This window comes from Candidatus Delongbacteria bacterium, from assembly GCA_041675285.1.
In the GTDB taxonomy this organism is placed as follows: Bacteria; CAIWAD01; CAIWAD01; order CAIWAD01; family CAIWAD01; genus CAIWAD01.
This window is the reverse complement of the sequence record JBAYTZ010000013.1, coordinates 13,488-31,636: the sequence shown is the minus strand read 5'-3', so window position 1 is coordinate 31,636 and position 18,149 is coordinate 13,488. Positions and strand designations below refer to the sequence as shown.

12 protein-coding genes are annotated in these 18,149 nt (G+C 68.1%); 2 read left to right on the top strand and 10 right to left on the bottom strand.

Annotated features, from left to right (window positions below):
• The first annotated feature begins 35 nt into the window (after positions 1-35).
• Positions 36-509, top strand: coding sequence for a DinB family protein (locus tag WC326_12410; GenBank protein ID MFA7331863.1), 474 nt, complete (start codon positions 36-38; stop codon positions 507-509).
• A gap of 67 nt (positions 510-576) precedes the next feature.
• On the opposite strand, the gene amrS is transcribed toward WC326_12410, so the two are convergent.
• Entirely contained in the window at positions 577-1,683 is a 1,107-nt protein-coding gene (gene amrS, locus WC326_12405; GenBank protein MFA7331862.1) for an AmmeMemoRadiSam system radical SAM enzyme, read from the bottom strand.
• 75 nt (positions 1,684-1,758) lie between these two features.
• Here amrS and WC326_12400 point away from each other — a divergent pair, with 75 nt between their 5' ends.
• Complete coding sequence (locus WC326_12400) at positions 1,759-2,595, top strand: hypothetical protein (GenBank protein MFA7331861.1); 837 nt, start codon at positions 1,759-1,761, stop codon at positions 2,593-2,595.
• An 84-nt stretch (positions 2,596-2,679) separates the two neighbouring features.
• Here WC326_12400 and WC326_12395 read toward each other — a convergent pair whose 3' ends face one another.
• The 9 genes from WC326_12395 to sprA form a co-directional block, all read right to left on the bottom strand.
• Positions 2,680-3,705 carry an alpha/beta hydrolase-fold protein gene (locus WC326_12395; GenBank protein ID MFA7331860.1) on the bottom strand — a complete coding sequence of 342 codons (1,026 nt, stop codon included), beginning with the start codon at positions 3,703-3,705 and terminating at the stop codon, positions 2,680-2,682.
• Positions 3,702-4,532 (bottom strand): sugar ABC transporter permease, encoded by an 831-nt coding sequence (locus tag WC326_12390; protein ID MFA7331859.1) that lies wholly within the window; start codon positions 4,530-4,532, stop codon positions 3,702-3,704. The genes WC326_12395 and WC326_12390 overlap by 4 nt, the downstream gene beginning before the upstream one ends.
• Before the next feature lie 13 nt (positions 4,533-4,545).
• Positions 4,546-6,786 carry an extracellular solute-binding protein gene (locus WC326_12385; GenBank protein MFA7331858.1) on the bottom strand — a complete coding sequence of 747 codons (2,241 nt, stop codon included), beginning with the start codon at positions 6,784-6,786 and terminating at the stop codon, positions 4,546-4,548.
• A 53-nt stretch (positions 6,787-6,839) separates the two neighbouring features.
• Positions 6,840-7,766 carry a class I SAM-dependent methyltransferase gene (locus WC326_12380; GenBank protein ID MFA7331857.1) on the bottom strand — a complete coding sequence of 309 codons (927 nt, stop codon included), beginning with the start codon at positions 7,764-7,766 and terminating at the stop codon, positions 6,840-6,842.
• 70 nt (positions 7,767-7,836) lie between these two features.
• Entirely contained in the window at positions 7,837-8,109 is a 273-nt protein-coding gene (locus WC326_12375; GenBank protein MFA7331856.1) for an FmdB family zinc ribbon protein, read from the bottom strand.
• Between the two features lie 87 nt (positions 8,110-8,196).
• The gene (locus tag WC326_12370) at positions 8,197-9,144 is read right to left on the bottom strand and encodes a hypothetical protein (protein ID MFA7331855.1); all 948 of its coding nucleotides are present in this window, start codon (positions 9,142-9,144) and stop codon (positions 8,197-8,199) included.
• Positions 9,145-10,020, bottom strand: coding sequence for a 50S ribosomal protein L11 methyltransferase (locus WC326_12365; GenBank protein MFA7331854.1), 876 nt, complete (start codon positions 10,018-10,020; stop codon positions 9,145-9,147).
• 36 nt (positions 10,021-10,056) lie between these two features.
• Positions 10,057-10,998: a M28 family peptidase gene (locus WC326_12360; GenBank protein MFA7331853.1), complete on the bottom strand. Its 942-nt coding sequence runs from the start codon at positions 10,996-10,998 to the stop codon at positions 10,057-10,059.
• The gene (gene sprA / locus WC326_12355; protein ID MFA7331852.1) at positions 10,995-18,020 is read right to left on the bottom strand and encodes a cell surface protein SprA; all 7,026 of its coding nucleotides are present in this window, start codon (positions 18,018-18,020) and stop codon (positions 10,995-10,997) included. The genes WC326_12360 and sprA overlap by 4 nt, the downstream gene beginning before the upstream one ends.
• Positions 18,021-18,149 lie beyond the last annotated feature (129 nt).

Below are 18,149 nucleotides of genomic sequence, written 5' to 3'. Positions count from 1 at the left end.
GCTCGCAATAGACGGATAGACTGGAGAGCGAACTGATGTCCAGCGAATTGGAACGGCTGGCGGAACAGCTTCAGCTGGCACTGGAAGGCGATGCCTGGCACGGCCCTTCAGTGCTTGGCGGCCTTGACGGCGTCGCGGCGGAACAAGCAAGCAGCCACCCGATCCCGACTGCGCACAGCATGTGGGAACTCGTTCTGCACATCCGCAGCGATTACACCCTCATTCTGCGCCGACTGGCCGGGGATGGGCGCCCGTTCACGCCGGAAGAAGATTGGCCAGCTTGTCCGCCGGCCACGGCCGAAAACTGGCGTGAAGCCGTGGAAGAGCTTCGCCGCTTGAATCTGCAGCTCCGTGAAGCCGTGCTGGCATTTCCTGCGCACCGGCTTGACGAGCCGCTTGTTAGCGAGGTCCCGTACTCGGCGTACACTCAGTTCATTGGTGTGACACAGCACAACTTGTATCATGCTGGCCAAATATCTCTACTTAAGCGAGCACTGACAACAATCTGAGCAGTACGCGGAAAGCCAGGCAAACGACACAACGCGGGCAGGCGAGCTAACATCTCTCCGGCGTGCGTCACGCGCGCCGGCCGATCCACAAGCCCGGCACCCCCGCGCCACAACCCGGACAACCCCCCTTCACGAGCCGCACCGAACTCTTCCCCCACCCATCGCGCACCACGCAGACCACGCCGCAGGCGGGGCAGTGCGTATCCCGGCCCTCGGCCAGCGGCAGGTTGCCCAGGTAGACGAAGCGCAGGCCGGCGGCCAGGGCGATCTGGCGGGCGCGCAGCAGCGTCTCGGCCGGCGTGCGCGGAACATCCAGCAGCCGGTGATCCGGGTGGAAGGCCGTCAGGTGCAGGGGCGTGTCCGGACCCAGTTCGCCCGCCACCCAGCGCGTCAGATCGCCCAGTTCCTCGGCATTGTCGTTGTGGCCGGGAATCAGCAGGGTGGTCAGCTCCAGCCAGACCGTTGTCTCACGGCGCAGCCAGCGCAGCACGTCCAGCACCGGGGCCAGCCGGCCGCGGGTCAGCCGGCGGTGGGCGTCCTCGCGGAAGCCCTTCAGGTCCACGTTGACCGCATCGATTTGCCGGTAGATCTCGCGCGCCGCCGGCAGCGCCACGTAGCCGTTGCTGACCATCACGTTGAACAAGCCCGCCGCCCGCGCAGCTTCCGCGCAGGCCAGCAGGAACTCCCCGAAGATCACGGGCTCGTTGTAGGTGTAGGCCAGCCCCGCGCAGCCCTGCTTGTGGGCGGCCCGCAGGATCATCGACGGAGTGGCGCGCTCCATTCGCCCCAGCGCCGCCTTGGACTGGCTCATGGACGCGTTCTGGCAGTGCACGCAGCCCAGGTTGCAGCCCGCCGTGCCGAAGGAGAGCACGCGGCTGCCCGGCTGGACGTGATACAGGGGCTTCTTTTCGATGGGGTCGGCGGCGAAGCCCAGCCCGGCGTCCCAGGCGTCCGTGACCAGCCGGCCGCCCTCGTTGCGCCGCACCAGGCAGTAGGCGCGCTGGCCCGGCGCCGGGCGGCACTCGCGCGGGCAGAGTTCGCAGAGCACGCGGCCGTTCTCCAACGGGCGCCACCAGCGGGCCTCGTGGCCGATGGAAAGGGATGAGCTGTGGGTCATGGCCGAAGATACCACCGCGGGCGGGTCCGGCTGGCGGGCCGTTTGTGATTTCAGCACCTTGGGTCCGCGATTCCGCCACCCGCCGCGACCGGCACGTCGCCGGCCGCCGCCACTTCCAATCTGGAGGCCTCCATGCGTCTGCTCACCTTCCTCGTGCTCCTGCTCAGTCTGGCCTGTGGCCGCGCCAGCGCCGCCGGCGATCCCACCAAGCCCGCCCGGCTGGAATTCGTCTACCCTGGTCCGGGCCTGATGGCGCGGCTGGACGGCCAGAACCTGACCCCGGTGGAAGGCCGCTGTATGACGGAAGTGGGCGCGGGTCGGCACCTGCTCGAGGTCTACAAGCAGACCGGCATGTTCAAGGCGGACAAGGTGGCGGACACCACCGTCGAGCTGCCCGGCGCCATGATCACGCGGATCACCTTCAAGGACGGCCAGCTGCTGGTGCTGGACACCATCCCTGTGCCCGGGGCCGTGACACCCCCCACCGCCGCGCCCGCGCCCCAGGCCACCACCACGACGACCACGCGCACGGTGCGCAGCCAGGCCCCCGCCGAGCAGGTGACCCTCAACATGGGCATGCCCGGGATGGGGATGGGCAGCGTGACCATGCAAGTGAGCGGCATGAACGAGGGGATCGTGGAGGAGACGGTGACCACCACCACCAGCGGGCTGCCCGAGGAGAGCGACTCGCCCGCCGTGCCGCTGCGGCCCTCCAAACTGACCTTCCTTTCCGCGGAAGGCATGTGCACGGTCTACCTGGATGGCAAGAAGCGGGCCGAGCTGCCCCTCTCCGGCATCGACGAGATGGCCACGGCCACGATCTTCGACGTGCAGCCCGGCGCCTATCAGCTCAAGGTGGAAGGCTTTGAAGTCTGGTACGAGGGCGTGCTGCAGGTGGGGTCGGGCGAAGAGGTCAAGCTCCGCGTGGAGCCGCAATCCTTCAAGCTTATCGGCCGCAATCCGCTCTGAGAGCGCCCCGCCAACCCGTGAGACACGACGGGGGTCGACGCGAGCCGGCCCCCGTTTTCTTGTCCGCCCAGTCCGGCCGACAGATCAGTTCATCCGCTCCAGCAGCAGCGGCAGCATCACGGCCCAGCGCGCGGTGCCGCCGGAGTGGCCGCCGGGGTAACTGTGGTACAGCCGGTCGATGCCCAGCAGCCGGCAGCGCTGTGCGAAGACCCGCGCCCCCAGGTCGGCGTGATACTCGTCGCGGTCGCCGGCTTCCACGTAGAGCGTCTGCAGACCGGCCAGGGCCGCGCGCTCGGGCTCATTCGTCAGCACGCGTTCCGCCGGATCGTGGGTCTTCCAAAGCGCGAAGACCTCCTCGTCCAGCTCGCCGGATTCGGGGTCGATGGGCAGGCGGAAGCCCGGCGGCGTGTCAGATGGGGAATAGCTGGAGGCCTGGGCCAGGACGTTCAGGACGCAGGCCTCGTCCGAACCCAGATGGCGCAGCGCGGGCAGCCCACGCAGGAATTCGTCCAGCCCACCCAGCCGCTCCAGGGCGGAGGGCAGCCGGGCCAGCTCCGGCCGCGCGCTCATCTCGAAGTACAGGTCGCCGGAGCCCGAGGCGCAGTGGGCGAACAGGCCCGGCCGGGCCATCACCAGACGCAGGGCGCCGAAGCCGCCGCTGGAGCGTCCGGCCACCGCGCGTCCGGCCGCGTCGCCGCGCAGGCGGTAGTGCGCCTCTAGAAGAGGCAGCACCTCGTCCGCCAGGTGGCTCAGGTAGCGCCCCGTGCCCGGGGAGTCCAGGTACTGGCCGCCGCCGTAGCGCGTGCTGCAGTCCGGGAAGGCCAGCACGGCCGGAGGCAGCGCGCCCGCGGCGATCAGCCGGTCCGCCAGTTCGAGCACGTTCTCGTCGAAGGAGCGGAAGGCCAGCCAGCCTGCCGCGCTGCCGAACAGGCCGCCCAGGATCATCACAAGCGGATAGCGCGCGGTGGTGGTGTGATACGCGGGCGGCAGGTAGACGGGCAGATGTCGCACGGCCGGGTCGCCCAGCGGATTGCCCGCCAGCAGGCGGCTCTCCAGCCGGTCCACCACGACGGTGCCGCGCAGGCGCTCGTTCAGGAAGCCCAGGCTCATTCCTTGACCGCGCCCAGGGTCAGGCCGCTCACCAGGTAGCGCGAGAGCGCGATGAAGATCACCATCACGGGCAGGCTGACCAGCACGCTGGCCGCGGCGTAGTAGCCCCACTGCGTGCTCATGCTGGCCTGGAAACTCTTCAGCCCCAGCGGCAGCGTGAACAGGTCGCTCTCCTGCAGGATCTGCGCCGCCACGATGTACTCCGACCACGAGGCCATGAAGGAGAACAGCGCCGTGATCACCAGTGCCGGGCTGGCCAGCGGCAGCACGACCCGATAAAAAGCCTGGAAGCGCGAGCAGCCGTCGATGCGCGCCGCCTCCTCCAGCGAGGTGGGGATGGTGTCGTAGAAGCCCTTCATCTGCCAGAGGCAGAAGGGCAGGGCCGTGGCCGTGTAGAGCACCATCAGGCCCAGGAAGGTGTTCACCAGGTGCAGTTTGGCCACCATGATGTAGAGCGGCAGCAGCAGCATGGTGGCGGGAAACATCTGCGTGGTCATCAGCGCCAGCATGCCCGCGTCGTGGCCCACGAACTTGAAGCGGCTGAAGGCGTAGCCGCCCACCGCCGCCAGCACCACGCCCGTGGCGGTCACCACCACCGAGACCAGGATGCTGTTCCAGAGCCAGGTCAGGAAGGCGTGCTCCGTGAACAGCGCGATGTAGCTCTGCAGCGAGGCGCCGTCGGGGATGAGCGCAAGGTCCGTGGAGCGCAGCTTGTCGCCCGGGCGCAGCGAGATGGTGATCACGTTGAGCAGCGGGTACACGGCGATGACGCTGAACAGCAGCAGCACCAGGTGCCGGCCAAGAGTGAGGATGCGCGGTTCCTTCATGCGGTCTCCGGGCCTAGTAGACGGCTTTGGTGGCGCTGGTGCGCTTCAGGAAGGTGATGGAGAAGGCCAGCAGGATGAAAAAGATCACCATCGAGAGCGCCGCTCCGTAGCCGTACTGGTAGAGGTTGAACACCGCCTTGTAGACGTAGCTCACCAGGATGTGGGTCTTGTCGCTGGGCTCGCCGCCGTTGGAGACCAGCCACATCACGTTGAGCTGGTTGAAGGTCCAGACGGTGCCCAGGGTCACGGCGGGCAGCATCACGGGCTTGAGCAGCGGCAGGGTGATCTTGCGGAACTGCGTCCAGCGCGAGGCCCCGTCCACCCGGGCCGCCTCGTAGAGCTCCTGGGGGATGGCCTGCAGGCCGCCCAGGGCGATCACCATCATGAAGGGGAAGCCCAGCCAGACGTTGGTCGTGATGCAGGCGATGAAGGCCGCCAGGGGATCCTTCATCCAGTCGATCATCGGCAGGTTGAAGAGCTGGTGGCCGATGAGGTTGATCGCGCCGTACTCCGCGTTGAACATCCCGCGCCAGGTGAGCGCCGTGATGTAGGACGGCACGGCCCAGGGGATGATCAGCAGCACGCGGTAGAGGCTCTTGCCCACCACCGGGCCGTTGATCACGATGGCCAGGAAGACGCCCAGCACCACGTGGAAGCCCACGTTCACCACGGTCCAGATGATGGTCTTGAGCAGCACGCTCCAGAAGACGCTCTCCTGGAAGACCTGGGCGTAGTTCTGCAGACCGATCATCTCCCAGCTCTGGAAGTGCCGCAGGCTCATGTTGGAGAGCGAGAGCATGATGTTGTAGAAGAAGGGGTAGACGATGGTGGCGGCGATGACCACGAAGGAGGGCAGCACGAAGACGTAGGCCAGCCGGTGCCGGCGCCAGTCCCGCACGAACAGGCCGAAGCTCTTGCGCTGCCACCAGAGCAGGCCCGCCAGCCCCAGGAAGAGCAGGGTCTTGAAGACCGGCACGAAGGCCGTGGGCTGCAGTTCCTGGTTCATGGTCGCGATGCGGACCAGGGCGTCCGCCTGCATGCCGCGGGCGGCCTGCTCGGGAGTCTCGGAACCGCCCAGCAGCGCCTGATAGCGCGGCTTCATGGCGTCCCAGACCGCGCGCAGCTCGGCCACCACGGGCATGGGGCGGCCGTTGCGCATCTGGGCCACGCTGGCCCGCAGGGTGGCGTCGGACTCCAGCAGCGGATCGTTCAGCAGCTCGACGCGCGAGGGAATGGTTTTCAACTCCGCCATGAAGCGGCGCTGAGCGGGCGGACTGGTGAGGAAGCGCACCACGGCCATGGCCTCGTCGGCCTGCCGGCCTTCGGCGTTGACGTTGAGCGAGTAGCCCTTGGTGGCCACCATGGGCCCCATGGGCAGCCCGGTGGCCGCCACGATGGGCAGCGGCGCCACGTAGGCCTTGAGTTCCGGCCGGGCCAGGTAGTCGCCCCAGCTCCAGTCGCCGTTGATGATCATCGCCGAGCGCCCCTCCTTGAAGAGGCCGTCGGCGTCTTCGTAGTCGCAGGAGGCGGGCATCACCTTGTACTTGTCGCGCAGGTCCAGCACGAAGCGGTAGGCGGCCACGGCGCCGGGATTGTCCAGGTCCGGCGTGGTCTGGCCGGGGTCGTCCTTGTCGAAGACCCAGCTGCCGTAGCCGGTGAGGAAGGGGATCACGAAGAAGGGCTCGGTGAAATTCCAGGCGATGCCGTAACGGTCGATGCGCCCGTCGCCGTCCAGGTCCAGCGTGTTCTCCTGGGCCAGGCGGATGAAGTCCAGGTCCGTGGCCGGCGGCTGGGGGATGTAGTTGCCGTTGAGGACCAGGGCCAGGTGGTTGCCGATCCGGTCGCCCACCTGGAGCAGCTCGGGTGTCCCGGCGCGGCCCGGATCGCGGCTGGGCAGCCAGGTCAACGACCCCTCCACGTACTGGCCCTGCTCCGCCGCGGGCAGCCAGGGCGTCATGTCGCGGATGATGCCCATGGTCTGGAAGGGACCGATCACGTCGGAGGGTCCGTAGACCAGCTCCGGCCCGCTGCCCGCCAGGGCGGAGGCCTGGAAGCCGCTGCGCAGCTCTTCGGTTTCCTTGTAGAGGGCGCGGATGCGGATCTGCGGGTGGGCGTGCTCGTATTCCAACACCAGCTGATCGAGGATGGCGCGTTCGGCGGGGACCATCTGGTGCCACAGGGTGACCGTGACGTGGTCCCGGTCTTCCCCGCACCCCAGCAGCAGCAGGGGAATCAACCAACACAGTCGCTTCATGGCGTGCTCTCGTCTCAGGGTGACGCGTGCTTTCCCGGCCGGCAATGTAGCGTTCAGCGCTCCTTCACCAGCACGTGATAGAGATTGTCCAGCCCGCCGTGGGGCGGGGGATGGTCCGGTAAATGCTGGAAGCCGGCGTCGTAGATGGCGTCCAGCCGGAAGCCGCAGCCCTCCACCAGCTGACGGAACTCCGCGGGCTGCCAGAGCCGCGTGGTGTGCCGGGTTTCGATGATGCGCGGCTCGGGGGACTCCACTTCCAGCGTGCAAGTCTCGTGGGACAGACCGGCCTTGAGATCCTCGCGCGTGCGCCAGACCACCTGCAGCTGCACCGGGTCACGCCCGGCGCTCCAGCGGATGGTCCGTGGCCGCCGGCGCGGCGGCATGGCGTAGCTCAGGTCCACCACGTAGACGCCGCCCTTCACCAGCATGGCGGCCACGGCTTGCAGGTGGTCGCGGACCTCCGCGTCGGCGATCAGGTAGCGGAAGGAGTTGATGGCCGTGTAGGCGCCGTCGAAGCGCTCTTCCAGCCGGAAGTCGCGCATGTCGCCAGGCAGGGCGCGGCAGCGCTCCTCCAGGCCTTCCTCCGCCAAGCGGCGGGTGGCGAAGGCCAGGGTCTCCCGGTTCACGTCGTAGCCCACGGCCTCGAGGCCCATGTGGCCCAGGCAGACCAGGTTGCGCCCGGTGCCGCAGGCGGGTTCGAGGATGCGCGCGGGTTCGCCCGGGCCGTAGAACTCCATGCAGGTGAGGACGAACTGGAGTTCGCGCGTCACGTCCCAGTCGTAGGCGATGTCGTAGAGTTCGGCGTGGCTGTAGAGTTCGTGGCCGTGGCGGCCGGGATCCGCCGCCGGGGATGGGGGAGACGCGTCCGGGGTGGTGGCGCTGGAGGGATTCTCTTTCGTGAACAGGTGCGCCCTCCCACCTCCCCCCACCCGCCCAAAGGCGTTGGGGAGCGCGCGGCTAAACAGAGAATGGTGATTCAAGTTCCTGGCCGAGGAAGCCGAAATCAGGGCATCCAGGAAAGTCTGGCAACCTCGCTGGACAACTGGCGGCCTATTTGCCCCCGTGACAGGCGCAACCGCCCGCGCACCCGGAAGGCTTGCTCTCCGCGGACTCGACGGGGCATTCCGCCGGACCCTTCTTGCGCCGGTAGTCGGTCTCGTAGAAGCCCGACCCCTTGAAGATCATGCCCGTGCCCCGGGAAATCTGGCGCTGCAGACGCTCGGCGCCGCAGGCCGGGCAGAGGGTCAAGGGCGCGTCCTTCATGGACTGAAAGGCATCCAGCTCGTGTCCGCAGCCCAGGCAGCGGTATTCGTAGGTCGGCATAACTCCCCTTCACGGCTTGGTGCGCGTGGTGAAAACGTTGACCATGATACGAATTGAACAGGGGAGAGGGGAGACCCCGGCCATCTGTCAGCTTCGGCGGCCTTCGTAGAAGAGGTGCGAGGCCAGCCCGTGGGTCAGGCCGCGGCTGCAGACGCGCACGCGCGTGCCGCCGCTTTCCGCCAGCAGGCGCCGGCAGAGCCGCAGCGCCTCCAGCAGGCTGTCGCCGTGCTGGCCCACCATGGGAATCAGGTTGCGCTCGGGCACGCTCAAGCCCGCCAGCAGCTCTTCCAGCTTGCGCAGGCCGGCGGCATCCCACTCCGCCTCGTCCAGCAGGTCCAGGTCGTGGAAGGTCAGCCCCAGCTGCAGGGCGCCCAGCAGCCAGGCATGCTCGCCGCTGATGAACAGCGGCTGGCCGGGCGGCGCGCGGAAGCCGGGGAAGAGGCGCTCGCCGCCCTGGTCCAGGCCCTCGGGCATGCGGCTGGTGCCCGCCTCCCAGTCCAGCAGACGCGGCACGCGGCCCGGCTCCTCCCAGACGCCCAGCGAGCGCCAGAAGCCCGGCGCCACGCAGGCCAGCTCGCCGGACGGATAGATGCCGCGCACGCCGCGCAGCATCCACAGCCCCTCGTCCTGGGGCGTCAGCACGTGCAGATCCACGCCCAGCTGTTGCTGGAAATCCGCCACCAGCGGATCCTCCGCCGGCCGGCGCGGCGAGGTCAGCAGACTGGCGGAGACGGCCACGGTGACCACCTCCGCCAGGCTGCGGAAGTGGTCCAAGGTCTCGGCGGCCTGGCGCAGCATGCTGACCCGCAGCTCGTCCTGGAGGTGCCCCAGATAGCGCAGACTGAGGTCGGCGCCGTTGCGGATCTGCTCGTCGTGCATGACGAAGAGCCGGTTGTGGTGCTCCTCCTCCTGCGGGGGGCGGGACTCGAACAGGAAGGTCCGGGGTGTGGGCGCCGCCTCCAGATCCTGCCGGCGCGTACTGGCCAGCAGGATGTGGGTGGACCCCTCTCCCAGATGGATGACCAGCGCCCGCATCTAGAGCTCGCAATCCGGGCTGCGCACCACGCCCAGGGCGATCCACTCGCCGGCGCGGCGCAGGTCGGGCGGGGCCAGCTTCCACTCCGCCGCCAGCGCGCGGATGGCGTCCTCCTCGCTCTCCAGCAGGCCGGCCATCAGCAGGCGGCCGCCGGGTTTCAGCACGCGCAGCAGGTCGGGGAAGATCTCCTCGATCACGCTGCGCTGGATGTTGGCCAGCACCAGATCGAAGCGGTACTCGGCGCCCAGCTCCCGCGGGTCGCCCAGCCGGAAAAAGCTGCGCGTGCGGCAGTCGTTGACCCGGGCGTTCTCCCGGGCGTTCTCCACGGCCTCGGCTTCGATGTCCAGCCCCAGCGCGAAGGCCGCCCCCAGTTTGAGCGCCGCCAGCGCCAGGATGCCCGTCCCGCAGCCGGCGTCCAGCACGTTCCAGCCCGCCAGTTGGCCGTCCAGCTCGTCCAGCCACTCCAGCAGCAGACGCGTGCTCTCGTGGGTGCCGGTGCCGAAGGCGTTGCCCGGATCCAGCCGCAACACGTGACGGGTGTCCGTTTCCTCCGGCTCGATCCAGCTGGGGCAGATGCTCAGGCGCCGGCCGACGTGCTGCTGGCGCCACTGGGCCTTCCAGGCCGCCTGCCAGTCCTCGTCCACCTGGTTTTCCACCCGCACCGTCCAGGCCTCGGCGTGTCCGGGCAGCTCGGCCAGCGCGCGCAGGTAGGACTCGCCCGCGGCCTGCAGCTCGTCCGGCCGGGCCTCGGGGCCGAACCAGCCCAGCAGACCGTCCTCGCGTTCCTCCACGCCCTGGGCCCCCAGATCGAACAGGAACCCCGCCGCCGCGTCGCGCACGCCATCATCAACGGTGAGAATCACTTTCCAGCTCACAGTGTCTCCTGTTAGTTCGGCGGCGCCGGGCCCCCTCTACAACCCTTCGCGGATCAGCGTCTCCAGCACGCGGCCCACGGCCTCCAGGCTGGCGGGCGAGCAGGCGGCGGGCGTGTCCTGCAGCGTGTGCCACTGCGGGTAGTCGAAGTCGATGATGTCGATCATCGGCACGCCGCGCTCAATGAGCGGCAGGTGGTCGTCCTGCACGGCCGGACCGCTCTCGCGCACAAAGATGTGACCCAGTCCCAGGCCCTCCGCCAGGTCCCAGACCCGGTCCTGCAGATCCGGCGCGGCCTGGCGGCTGAAGGGCTCCAGCGGCAGGCGCAGATTCTTGTCGCCCACCATGTCCAGCAGGATCCCCGCCTCCGGCCGCGGCCGGCCCAGGTTGCGGGCGTAGAAGCGCGAGCCCAGGAAGTACTCGTCCAGATGGCCCTGCTCGCCGAAGTCCTCGCCGTCGAACAGCACGATGTCCACGCCCATCCCGGGTGGCTGGGCTTTCAGGCAGCGGGCCAGCTCCAGCAGGACGACCACGCCGCTGGCGGCGTCGTTGGCGCCCAGCACGGGCTTGACGCGGTTGGCCTTGACGGGATCCATGTCGGCGAAGGGCCGGCTGTCCCAGTGCGCGGCCAGCAGCAGGCGCCGGGTCTCCCGCGGGCGGAAGCGGCAGACCAGGTTGCGCATGCGCAGCCCGGTGGTGCTCAGGGTCTTGTCGCACCGGGCCAGCGGATGGCTCGCCCGGACTTTGTGGTTGAAGGGCTGTTCCCAGGCCTCGTCGCCCAATGCCTTGAGCTTCGTGAGCAGCCAGTCGCCGGCCTTGCGCGCGGTGGGCGAACCCGGGACGCGCGCCCCCAGCGCGCAGAAATCCTTCAGCTGCTGGTAGGCCCTGGCTCCCGAAAAACACGCCACGGGCGCCGCCGGACCCGCGGCCGGCAGACACAGCCCCAGCAAGAGCAGGCAGACCGGCACCATTCGTCTCATTTGCTGCGGACCTCGATGCGGCAGGTGAGCTGGAACTCCAGGTACTTCTTCTTGCCGTTGGCCTGGCTGGAGCGCTCCACGCCGTACTTCAGGCTGCCGCCGCCCTTGACGTTGCGCGAGAAGGCGTAGTCCGTGGACAGGGTCAGGCCCCAGTTGCGCTTCTCCAGCGGGGTGTTCCAGACCAGCACCTCGCGCGCCACCTCCTCCTCGGTCACCGTGCCGCGGGTGGACTTCAGTTCCAGATCCACGTTGTAGTCATAGGTGAGCTTGAGCGTGGTGTCGTTCTTGAAGCGCTGCTTGAAGCCCGGCAGTTTGAAGCCGTTCTTCAGCGCCTTCTGAGCCGAGAGCACCCAGCCGCGGTTCTGCTTCAGGGTCACCGAGCGCGTGGCGGCATCCGGCGCGTTGATGGTCAGGGCCCGCGTGTGCTTGTAGGTGGCGGAGCCGCCCCAACCCTTGTCCAGCTGGAAGTCCAGCCCGGCCAGCGGCGAGAAGTCCCGCGTGTAGCGCAGGCCGCTGCGGGACATGCCCTCCACGCCGACGCGCGAGTAGCTGGTCTCCTGCTTGCCTTTGTAGTCGTGGGTGAGGTTGAGCTCCTTGAAAGGCTTGGAGAGGAAGGGCAGGCGGTTCAGCTTGCGCAGGGAGAAGCTGTAGTTGGGCAGGCTCTTCAGCCCCGGGTTGCCCGCCACCAGGTCGCCCTCCTCGCGCGTGCCCTTGCCCAGCAGCGGGTCGTTCTCGAACACGTAGAACCCGGTCTGGTTCTCGGAGCGCGAGGTCTCGCGCTCGTCGCTGAACTGCTGAGAGAAGCTGAACTCGTAGCCCAGCCGCACGGGCAGCTCCTTGTGCAGGTTGACGCGCGTGCCCAGGCTGTAGTTGAAGCCGAAATTGCGCGTGGTGGTGAACACGCCGGTGCTCACGCGCAGCGTGTCCAGCCCGGTGTCCGGATCCAGGCCCAGCTGGTAGCCCAGTCCGGCGTGGCGCTGGCCCACGGGAGTCCAAGGGTAGATGGCCATGGCCGGATCCGTCCGGCTGGCGTCGCGCCCGAAGCGGATGTCCAGGGGCTCCAGCAGCGAGGTGCCCACGCCCGCCCGCCGCCAGACGCCGCCCAGCAGGCGTCCCACCACCTTCAAGCCCGCCCAGGAATCGCGCCGGGCCGTGCTGTCCGCGGCCAGGCTGTCAGGCGTGGCTGGCGCGCCGGGCGCGTCCTTGCCCGCCAGGGCCGGCGCGGGCGGCGGAGTACCGGCCGTGCGGATCAGCGAGTCCGCCAGGGCCAGCTGACCCAGCAGGCTGTCGGGCAGCGCCTGCAGCAGCGAATCCCCGGGCAGCGGCTGCAGGGTCTGCCGCACGGGCTCGGCCGGCGGCTCCTGCGGCGGCAGGGTCTGGGTCGGCGTCGCGGGTTCCGCCGCGGGTTGTGTCACGGGCGGCGTCGTCGGCTGCGGAAGATCCGGATCGGGCAGGTTCAGGTCGACCGGCGGTTCCAGCGGTCGCTTGGTCTGGCCGCGCTGGAGTTTGGGCGCGGTGGGAGCGGGCGCGTCATCGGGCAGCGCGGGCTGGATCTCGTCACCGGTGGGTGGCGCGGCGTCGTCCGGGACCGCCGGGGTCTCCCCGGCGGGAGTCACGCCCTTTTTCCGGGCGGCCTTCTCCTCGCGGGCCTGCTTGCGCTCCGCGGCCTTGGCCGTGCGCCGGGCGGCCCGCTGGGTGGCGGCGTCCGCCACCTCCTTCTTGGCCGCGTTGAAGCGCTCGTCGTTCATCCACATCAGCTTGCGCGCCAGTTTGCCCAGGTCGGGCTTCAACTCCGCCGTGAACTTGCCCGAGTTGCCCAGGTTGACGCCGCGCGCCGGGTCGGCCAGTTCCCGGCTCCAGGAATAGGTGGAGGCGTAGCTGAAGGAGGTGGTGGACCAGTCCACCAGTTTGGGTCCCCAGTTCATGTTGACGGATTGGCTGATCCGGTGGTCGCCATCGTGGAGCGTGCGGTCCTGCTGGATCCAGGACTCCAGCCGGGGGCGGAATTCCACCGACTGGGAATAGCTGGGATCGACGATCGGCAGCAGGTCCGGCACGCGGGCCTGATTGCGCCGGAAGCGCAGGTTGTTGTCGTAGCTGCGCTGCACGGTGAAAGAGAGCGTCTTCAGCGGCTTGAAAGCGGTGTTCCAGCTGCGGGCCAGGGTGTAGGTCTCCAGCGAGTTGTGCGTCAGATCCCGGCGCCACGTGTGCTGGATGCGGCGCGCCGTGTTGGCGTTCGCGCTGAAGCTCTCCGGGAAGTAGCCGATCTCCAGCGCCGCGGCCTTGCCCACCAGGGGCCAGTCCTTGGTGAAGCCCAGCGGCTTGAGCGTGTGCGTCCAGCGGAAACTGTTGCTGTAGCCCACGCGCACGTTCTGGGTGAAGGTCGTGTCCGCCGCCACCGTGGTGTTGCGGCTGACGGTGTTGGTGGCGTCCGTGCCCAGAGTGAGTTTGTCCAGGGTCTGTTTGATCCACTCGGACGTGCTGTTGCTCTTCTTCAGGGTCAGGCTGGCGCCCTGGGCCCGGCTCCAGGTCTCCACCAACTGGGGCCGGTTCTTCAGGTCCACTTCCCGGTCGTCGTTGGGATAGAACTTGGGCACGCTCAGCCGCTGGGCCGTGTTGACGGCCAGCTTGGCCGAGATGCCCAGGGAGGGCGGCAGCAGACGGCCCAGGTCCATGTCCGCGGAGGCGCTGAAGTTCTCCTTGAAGGTCGGGCTGGCGGGCATCCGCTCCTTCACCGTGTGGTAGTCCGCGTCCTGCTGCTCGTAGTTGCCGTTCAATGAGAGCACGTCGGAGAAGGCGGCTGTCACGTCGGCGCGCATGGCCCGGCTGGTCTTCTTCTTGACGTTGGAGACGCGCAGCTCGTTGAACCAGATCTGCGTGCGCGCCGGCGCGCTGCCGTGGTTGGTCACGCCCAACAGCATGGTGGTGATCCGCGTGATGGTCGGGTTGCCCATCACCCGCACCTGGCCGCCGTCGGGCAGCACGATGGGCTTGTCCGGGTTCTCGTGGTCGCGCTGGGCGCCCGTGAACTGGTCGATGGCCGTGATTTCGGCCAGGATCACGTGCATGTTGTTGAGGGGGTCCCAGGCCGGCCGCAGGTACTTGGAGTATTCGTAGTAGTTGCCCGGCGTGGACTGCAGGCGCAGGTGGTACTCCAGCAGGTCCGTGCCGAAGGCGTGCAAGTAGGCCAGCGAGTCCGCCGCGGTCTTGCCGCTGCCGCCGTGGGCGAACATCTTCAGCTCGCGGTACTCGCTCAGGTTGACCGGCAGGTCCAGGGTCTTGCTCACCCAGGCCGTGCGGCCGTAGGGCAGGTCCTCCAGCTCCAACACCAGGCTCTGCTCGCGGGCCTCCACGCCGGTCACCAGGTCCTGGTTGCCGGAGACGCCGGGCGGGCTGATGTAATCCTCGCTGTTGTCGAAGTTGTTCAGCACGCTCACGTCGAAGCCCGTCGTGTCGCCCTCCGAGGTCGTCTTCACCCACTCCGTGCCCACGATGTTCAGCTCCGCCAGGGTGACGGTCACCGGTTCGTGGAAGCCCGTGAACCAGAGCCGCAGCCCGTTGATCTGGTCCAGGCGCGGGCTGCCCACGCGCCGCTGGTCGGAGTCGTTCAGCGGGATGCGGATGAAGATCCAGTTGCTGCCCTCGATGGGCGAGACGTAGCTGTCGTAGCGCGCGTCCGCCGGGTTCAGCGGGACGCTGTAGCTGAAGTAGTTGTTCAGGTCGTCCAGCGAGAGGTTGCCGTTGCGGTCCTCCGAGTCCGGGTAGTACTGGTCCGAGTCCTGGGAGTTGCCCTCGCTGCCGTGGGACTTGTCCACGATCTCGCCCGCGCTGTCCATCCGCACCCAGTTGTCCATGGACCAGGGCTCCGCCGGGTCGCGGTAGTCGTCGCCGTCCACGTCCCACCAGTCGAAAGCGTTGTCCACGTTGGTGACGCCATAGGCGCCCAGCTGGGTCACCTGGTCGGCCGGCGTGCCGCTCCAGCTGAACAGCTCGTCGGGCAGGGGCCAGGGCGGATCCGCGCCGGAGCGCCCGTCCAGACCGATGTCCTCTTCCAGCGCCAGGATGTTGTCGTTGTTGCTGTCTTCCTTCTGGAGGCTGCCGTTGGGGATCACGTCCTCGGAGACCACGCCCAGATCGAGATTCAGGCGGCCGGAGAGGTCGCCCTGGAGCAGCAGGGTCAGCTCGATGAACTTCTTGCGGCTCAGGTCGTCGTAGGCGTTGCGGAAGTCGTAGTAGAGGCCGCCCCAGCTCAGATCACGCGAGAGCGGTTCGCCGCCCAGGGTCTGGTCGCTGCCGCTGGCCGCCTGGCTGGCCAGCAGGAAGGGCGCGTAGTCCACGCGCAGCACGCGCACCTCGTTGCTCACGCCTTCCTGGTTGCTCTCGTCGTAGTTGGGCCAGATCTCGCGCGAGGGCACCTTCGTGGCCGGGTTGACCCAGCCCATCCAGCCGCGCAGGCCGAGCAGCTCCTGCTCAGGCAGCGAGGAGAGCCCCCACTGCGTGTGGCTCAGCGAGAGCGGGATCTCCTGCTTGCTGCTCTCGAAGTCGTCCACGTAGGCCACGCCGTGGTTGTCCCCCGTGTCCGGGTTGTTGGAGGGGTTGGGGTCCGGCATCACCACGGCGTACTCGGTCTCGAAGGTCAGGCGCGAAGGCGCCTCGGCCTCGATGAAGGGCAGGGCATCCATCCAGCTGGTCATCAGCCGCGGGGAGAACACCAGCCGGGCGTTCAGGTCCAGCACGCTGTTCTTGATGGGCTCGTTGCCCAGCCGCACCTTGCGCTCGGCGCTCTCCTCGTTGAAGTAGATGTAGGCCGCGCCCAGCTTGCTGATGTCCTTGCCGTTGTCCCACAGCTCCAGCTCCGCCGTCACCCCGGCGAAGGTCTTCTTGCGCAGCTGGAAGAGCTGGGGCGTCTCGTAGCTCACCTGGATCTTCTGGTCTTCCTTGGTGTAGGCCGGATTGGTGATCCGGATCAGGCCCGCCTGCTCGTCCAGCGTGTAGTCGGAGTTCACCGCCAGGCGCTTGCCGTTGGCCGTCACCACCACGTTGGTCACGTTCCAGCCCAGGCTGATCACCTCCGTGCCCACCTTGGCCGAGGAGCTGAGCCGGTAGCGCTGGTTCAGCTCCTGCCACTTGGGATCCGGACTCTGGCTGTAGTAGCTGCCGCGCAGGTCGTAGAGCGTGTCCATCTCCGCGTCGGCGAAGCCCGCCACCCGCGTGAAGGTGTTCAGCGCCGGATCCAGCCGGTTGGGCGCGCGCACGTAGCCGTCGTAGAGGTCGGCGAAGGGATAGCCGGCCTCGGCCAGCGAGTTCTTCAGCGCGCTGTTGCCGGCCTGACGATGCAACACCCAGCCGGCGGGATCGTCGTCCGCGGCGAAGGGCAGCGGGCTGGGGAACCAGACGTTGCCCGTCTTGCTCTCGATCCAGCGCTCGTCCACTTTCAGGTCGTTGCCCTGGGCGCTACGCTGCAGGTCCCAGACGTCCAGGTAGAGCACGCTCAGGTAGTTGTCCGCGCCCTGGTTGATCTGGTTGGAGGAGCCGGAGACCACCTTGCCGATGCTCATCTCGAACTTGGTGGGGTCCATCTCCGTGCTGCCCAGGTTGAAGACGTTGCGCAGCTGCAAGTCCCACCAGGGCTTGCTGCTGGGGCTGAAGTGCAGGGGAAAGATCACCACCACGGGGTTCTCCCGGGCGGCGTCCATGGTGCCCGTGAAGATCACGGTGGAGTCCTGCCCGTAGTCGGCGAACCAGTCCCGCAGGGCCTGCGCGTTGCGCATCGTGTAGCTCATGGCGTAGTACTTGCCCGGCTGGATGCTGTTCAAACGCAGGATGCCGCGCTGCTTGTCCAGCGTGAAGGGCGGGTTGGGGTCGCTCTCGTTGCGGACCATCATCCGGTAGTTGCTGGCCACCACCCGGCCGCTGGGGTCGATCAGGGTCAGGTCGTTGCCCTGGTCGCTGGTGGTGAACTCGTAGAGCTGGAAGGCGTCGATCTCGAAGCGCGGGTCGCTGATGTAGTTCCAGGTGGTGGCCTCGAAGACCCGCGCCTGGTGCCGGAAGTACTCGTTGACGTAGAAGTAGCCGGTCTCGTGCTGGCCGGGACCCAGTTCGCGGGTCTGGTCCGAGGTCTGGCCCGTGAAGGTCTGCTGCTTGGACTCGTTCTTCTCCGTCGAGGCGATGCCCGTCAGCCGCAGCGGGCCGAAGCGGTTGATCATCTTCAAGCCGAACAGGCCGCCCGAGCGGTCGTTGAACTGCACGTACTTGGTGGACGGCAGGGCCAGGCTGATGTTGCCCGCCTCGATCTTCTCGATGATCTCCTCGGGCTCGCCCGTGTAGGTGATGGACAGGTTGTTCTCGAAGTCGAAGTTGCGCTCGGTGTTCTGGTCGATGTGGACGTCCACCTTCTCGCCGATCTTGCCCACCACCGTGAACTGCTGTTCCTGATCCAGCCGGAAGTCGTTCTGGTTGTTGGCGAAGGAGCTGGCGGACTCGGACTCGTTCTTCTCCGAGCGGTAGGTCCCCTTCAGGTTGATGTTGCCGTGCACGTTGAGGCCGATGCGCCCGCTGCCGAAGATCCGGCGGAAGGTCTTGCTCTTCACCTTGAAGGGGATGTCGATCTCGATGTGGTCCTTGCCCGCCGTGGCCGGCTTGAGGGCGTTGTCCGCCAGGCCCTGGCGCAGGCTGCGGCTGTTGCCCGCCCCCACCCGCGTCAGCAGTTCCTGGTCCAGCGGCAGCAGACGCGTGCCCAGCAGGCGGCCGTCCTTGCCCAGCGCCTGGTAGACCAGGTTGAGGCCCAGGGTGTCCACCTGGAATTCCAGCGGCAGCTCCCGGGGTAGCAGGGGCAGGGTGAAGTCCTCCCGCGCCGAGCGGCGGGGCTCGGGTCGGTTGGGGTCGGGCGGGTGGAGCAGCTGGCGCGAACTCAGCCCGTAGCCGGACGCCTCCCCGGCCCGGACCCCCAGCAGGAGCAGGCAGAGCAGGAACCAGACGGGCAGAAGTGGAGCTGCCAGGCGGCTGTGACGAGGGTGGTTCAAGAGTTCCGCTTCAGTTGCCGCCCGCGATTCGGCCCCGACGGTGCGGCGCACGCCCGGGCTGGTCCTGGATCATGTCGGTCGGGCTGGGCCAGATCCGACTGGCTGCCTAAGGGCCGCCCGCGACCTGTG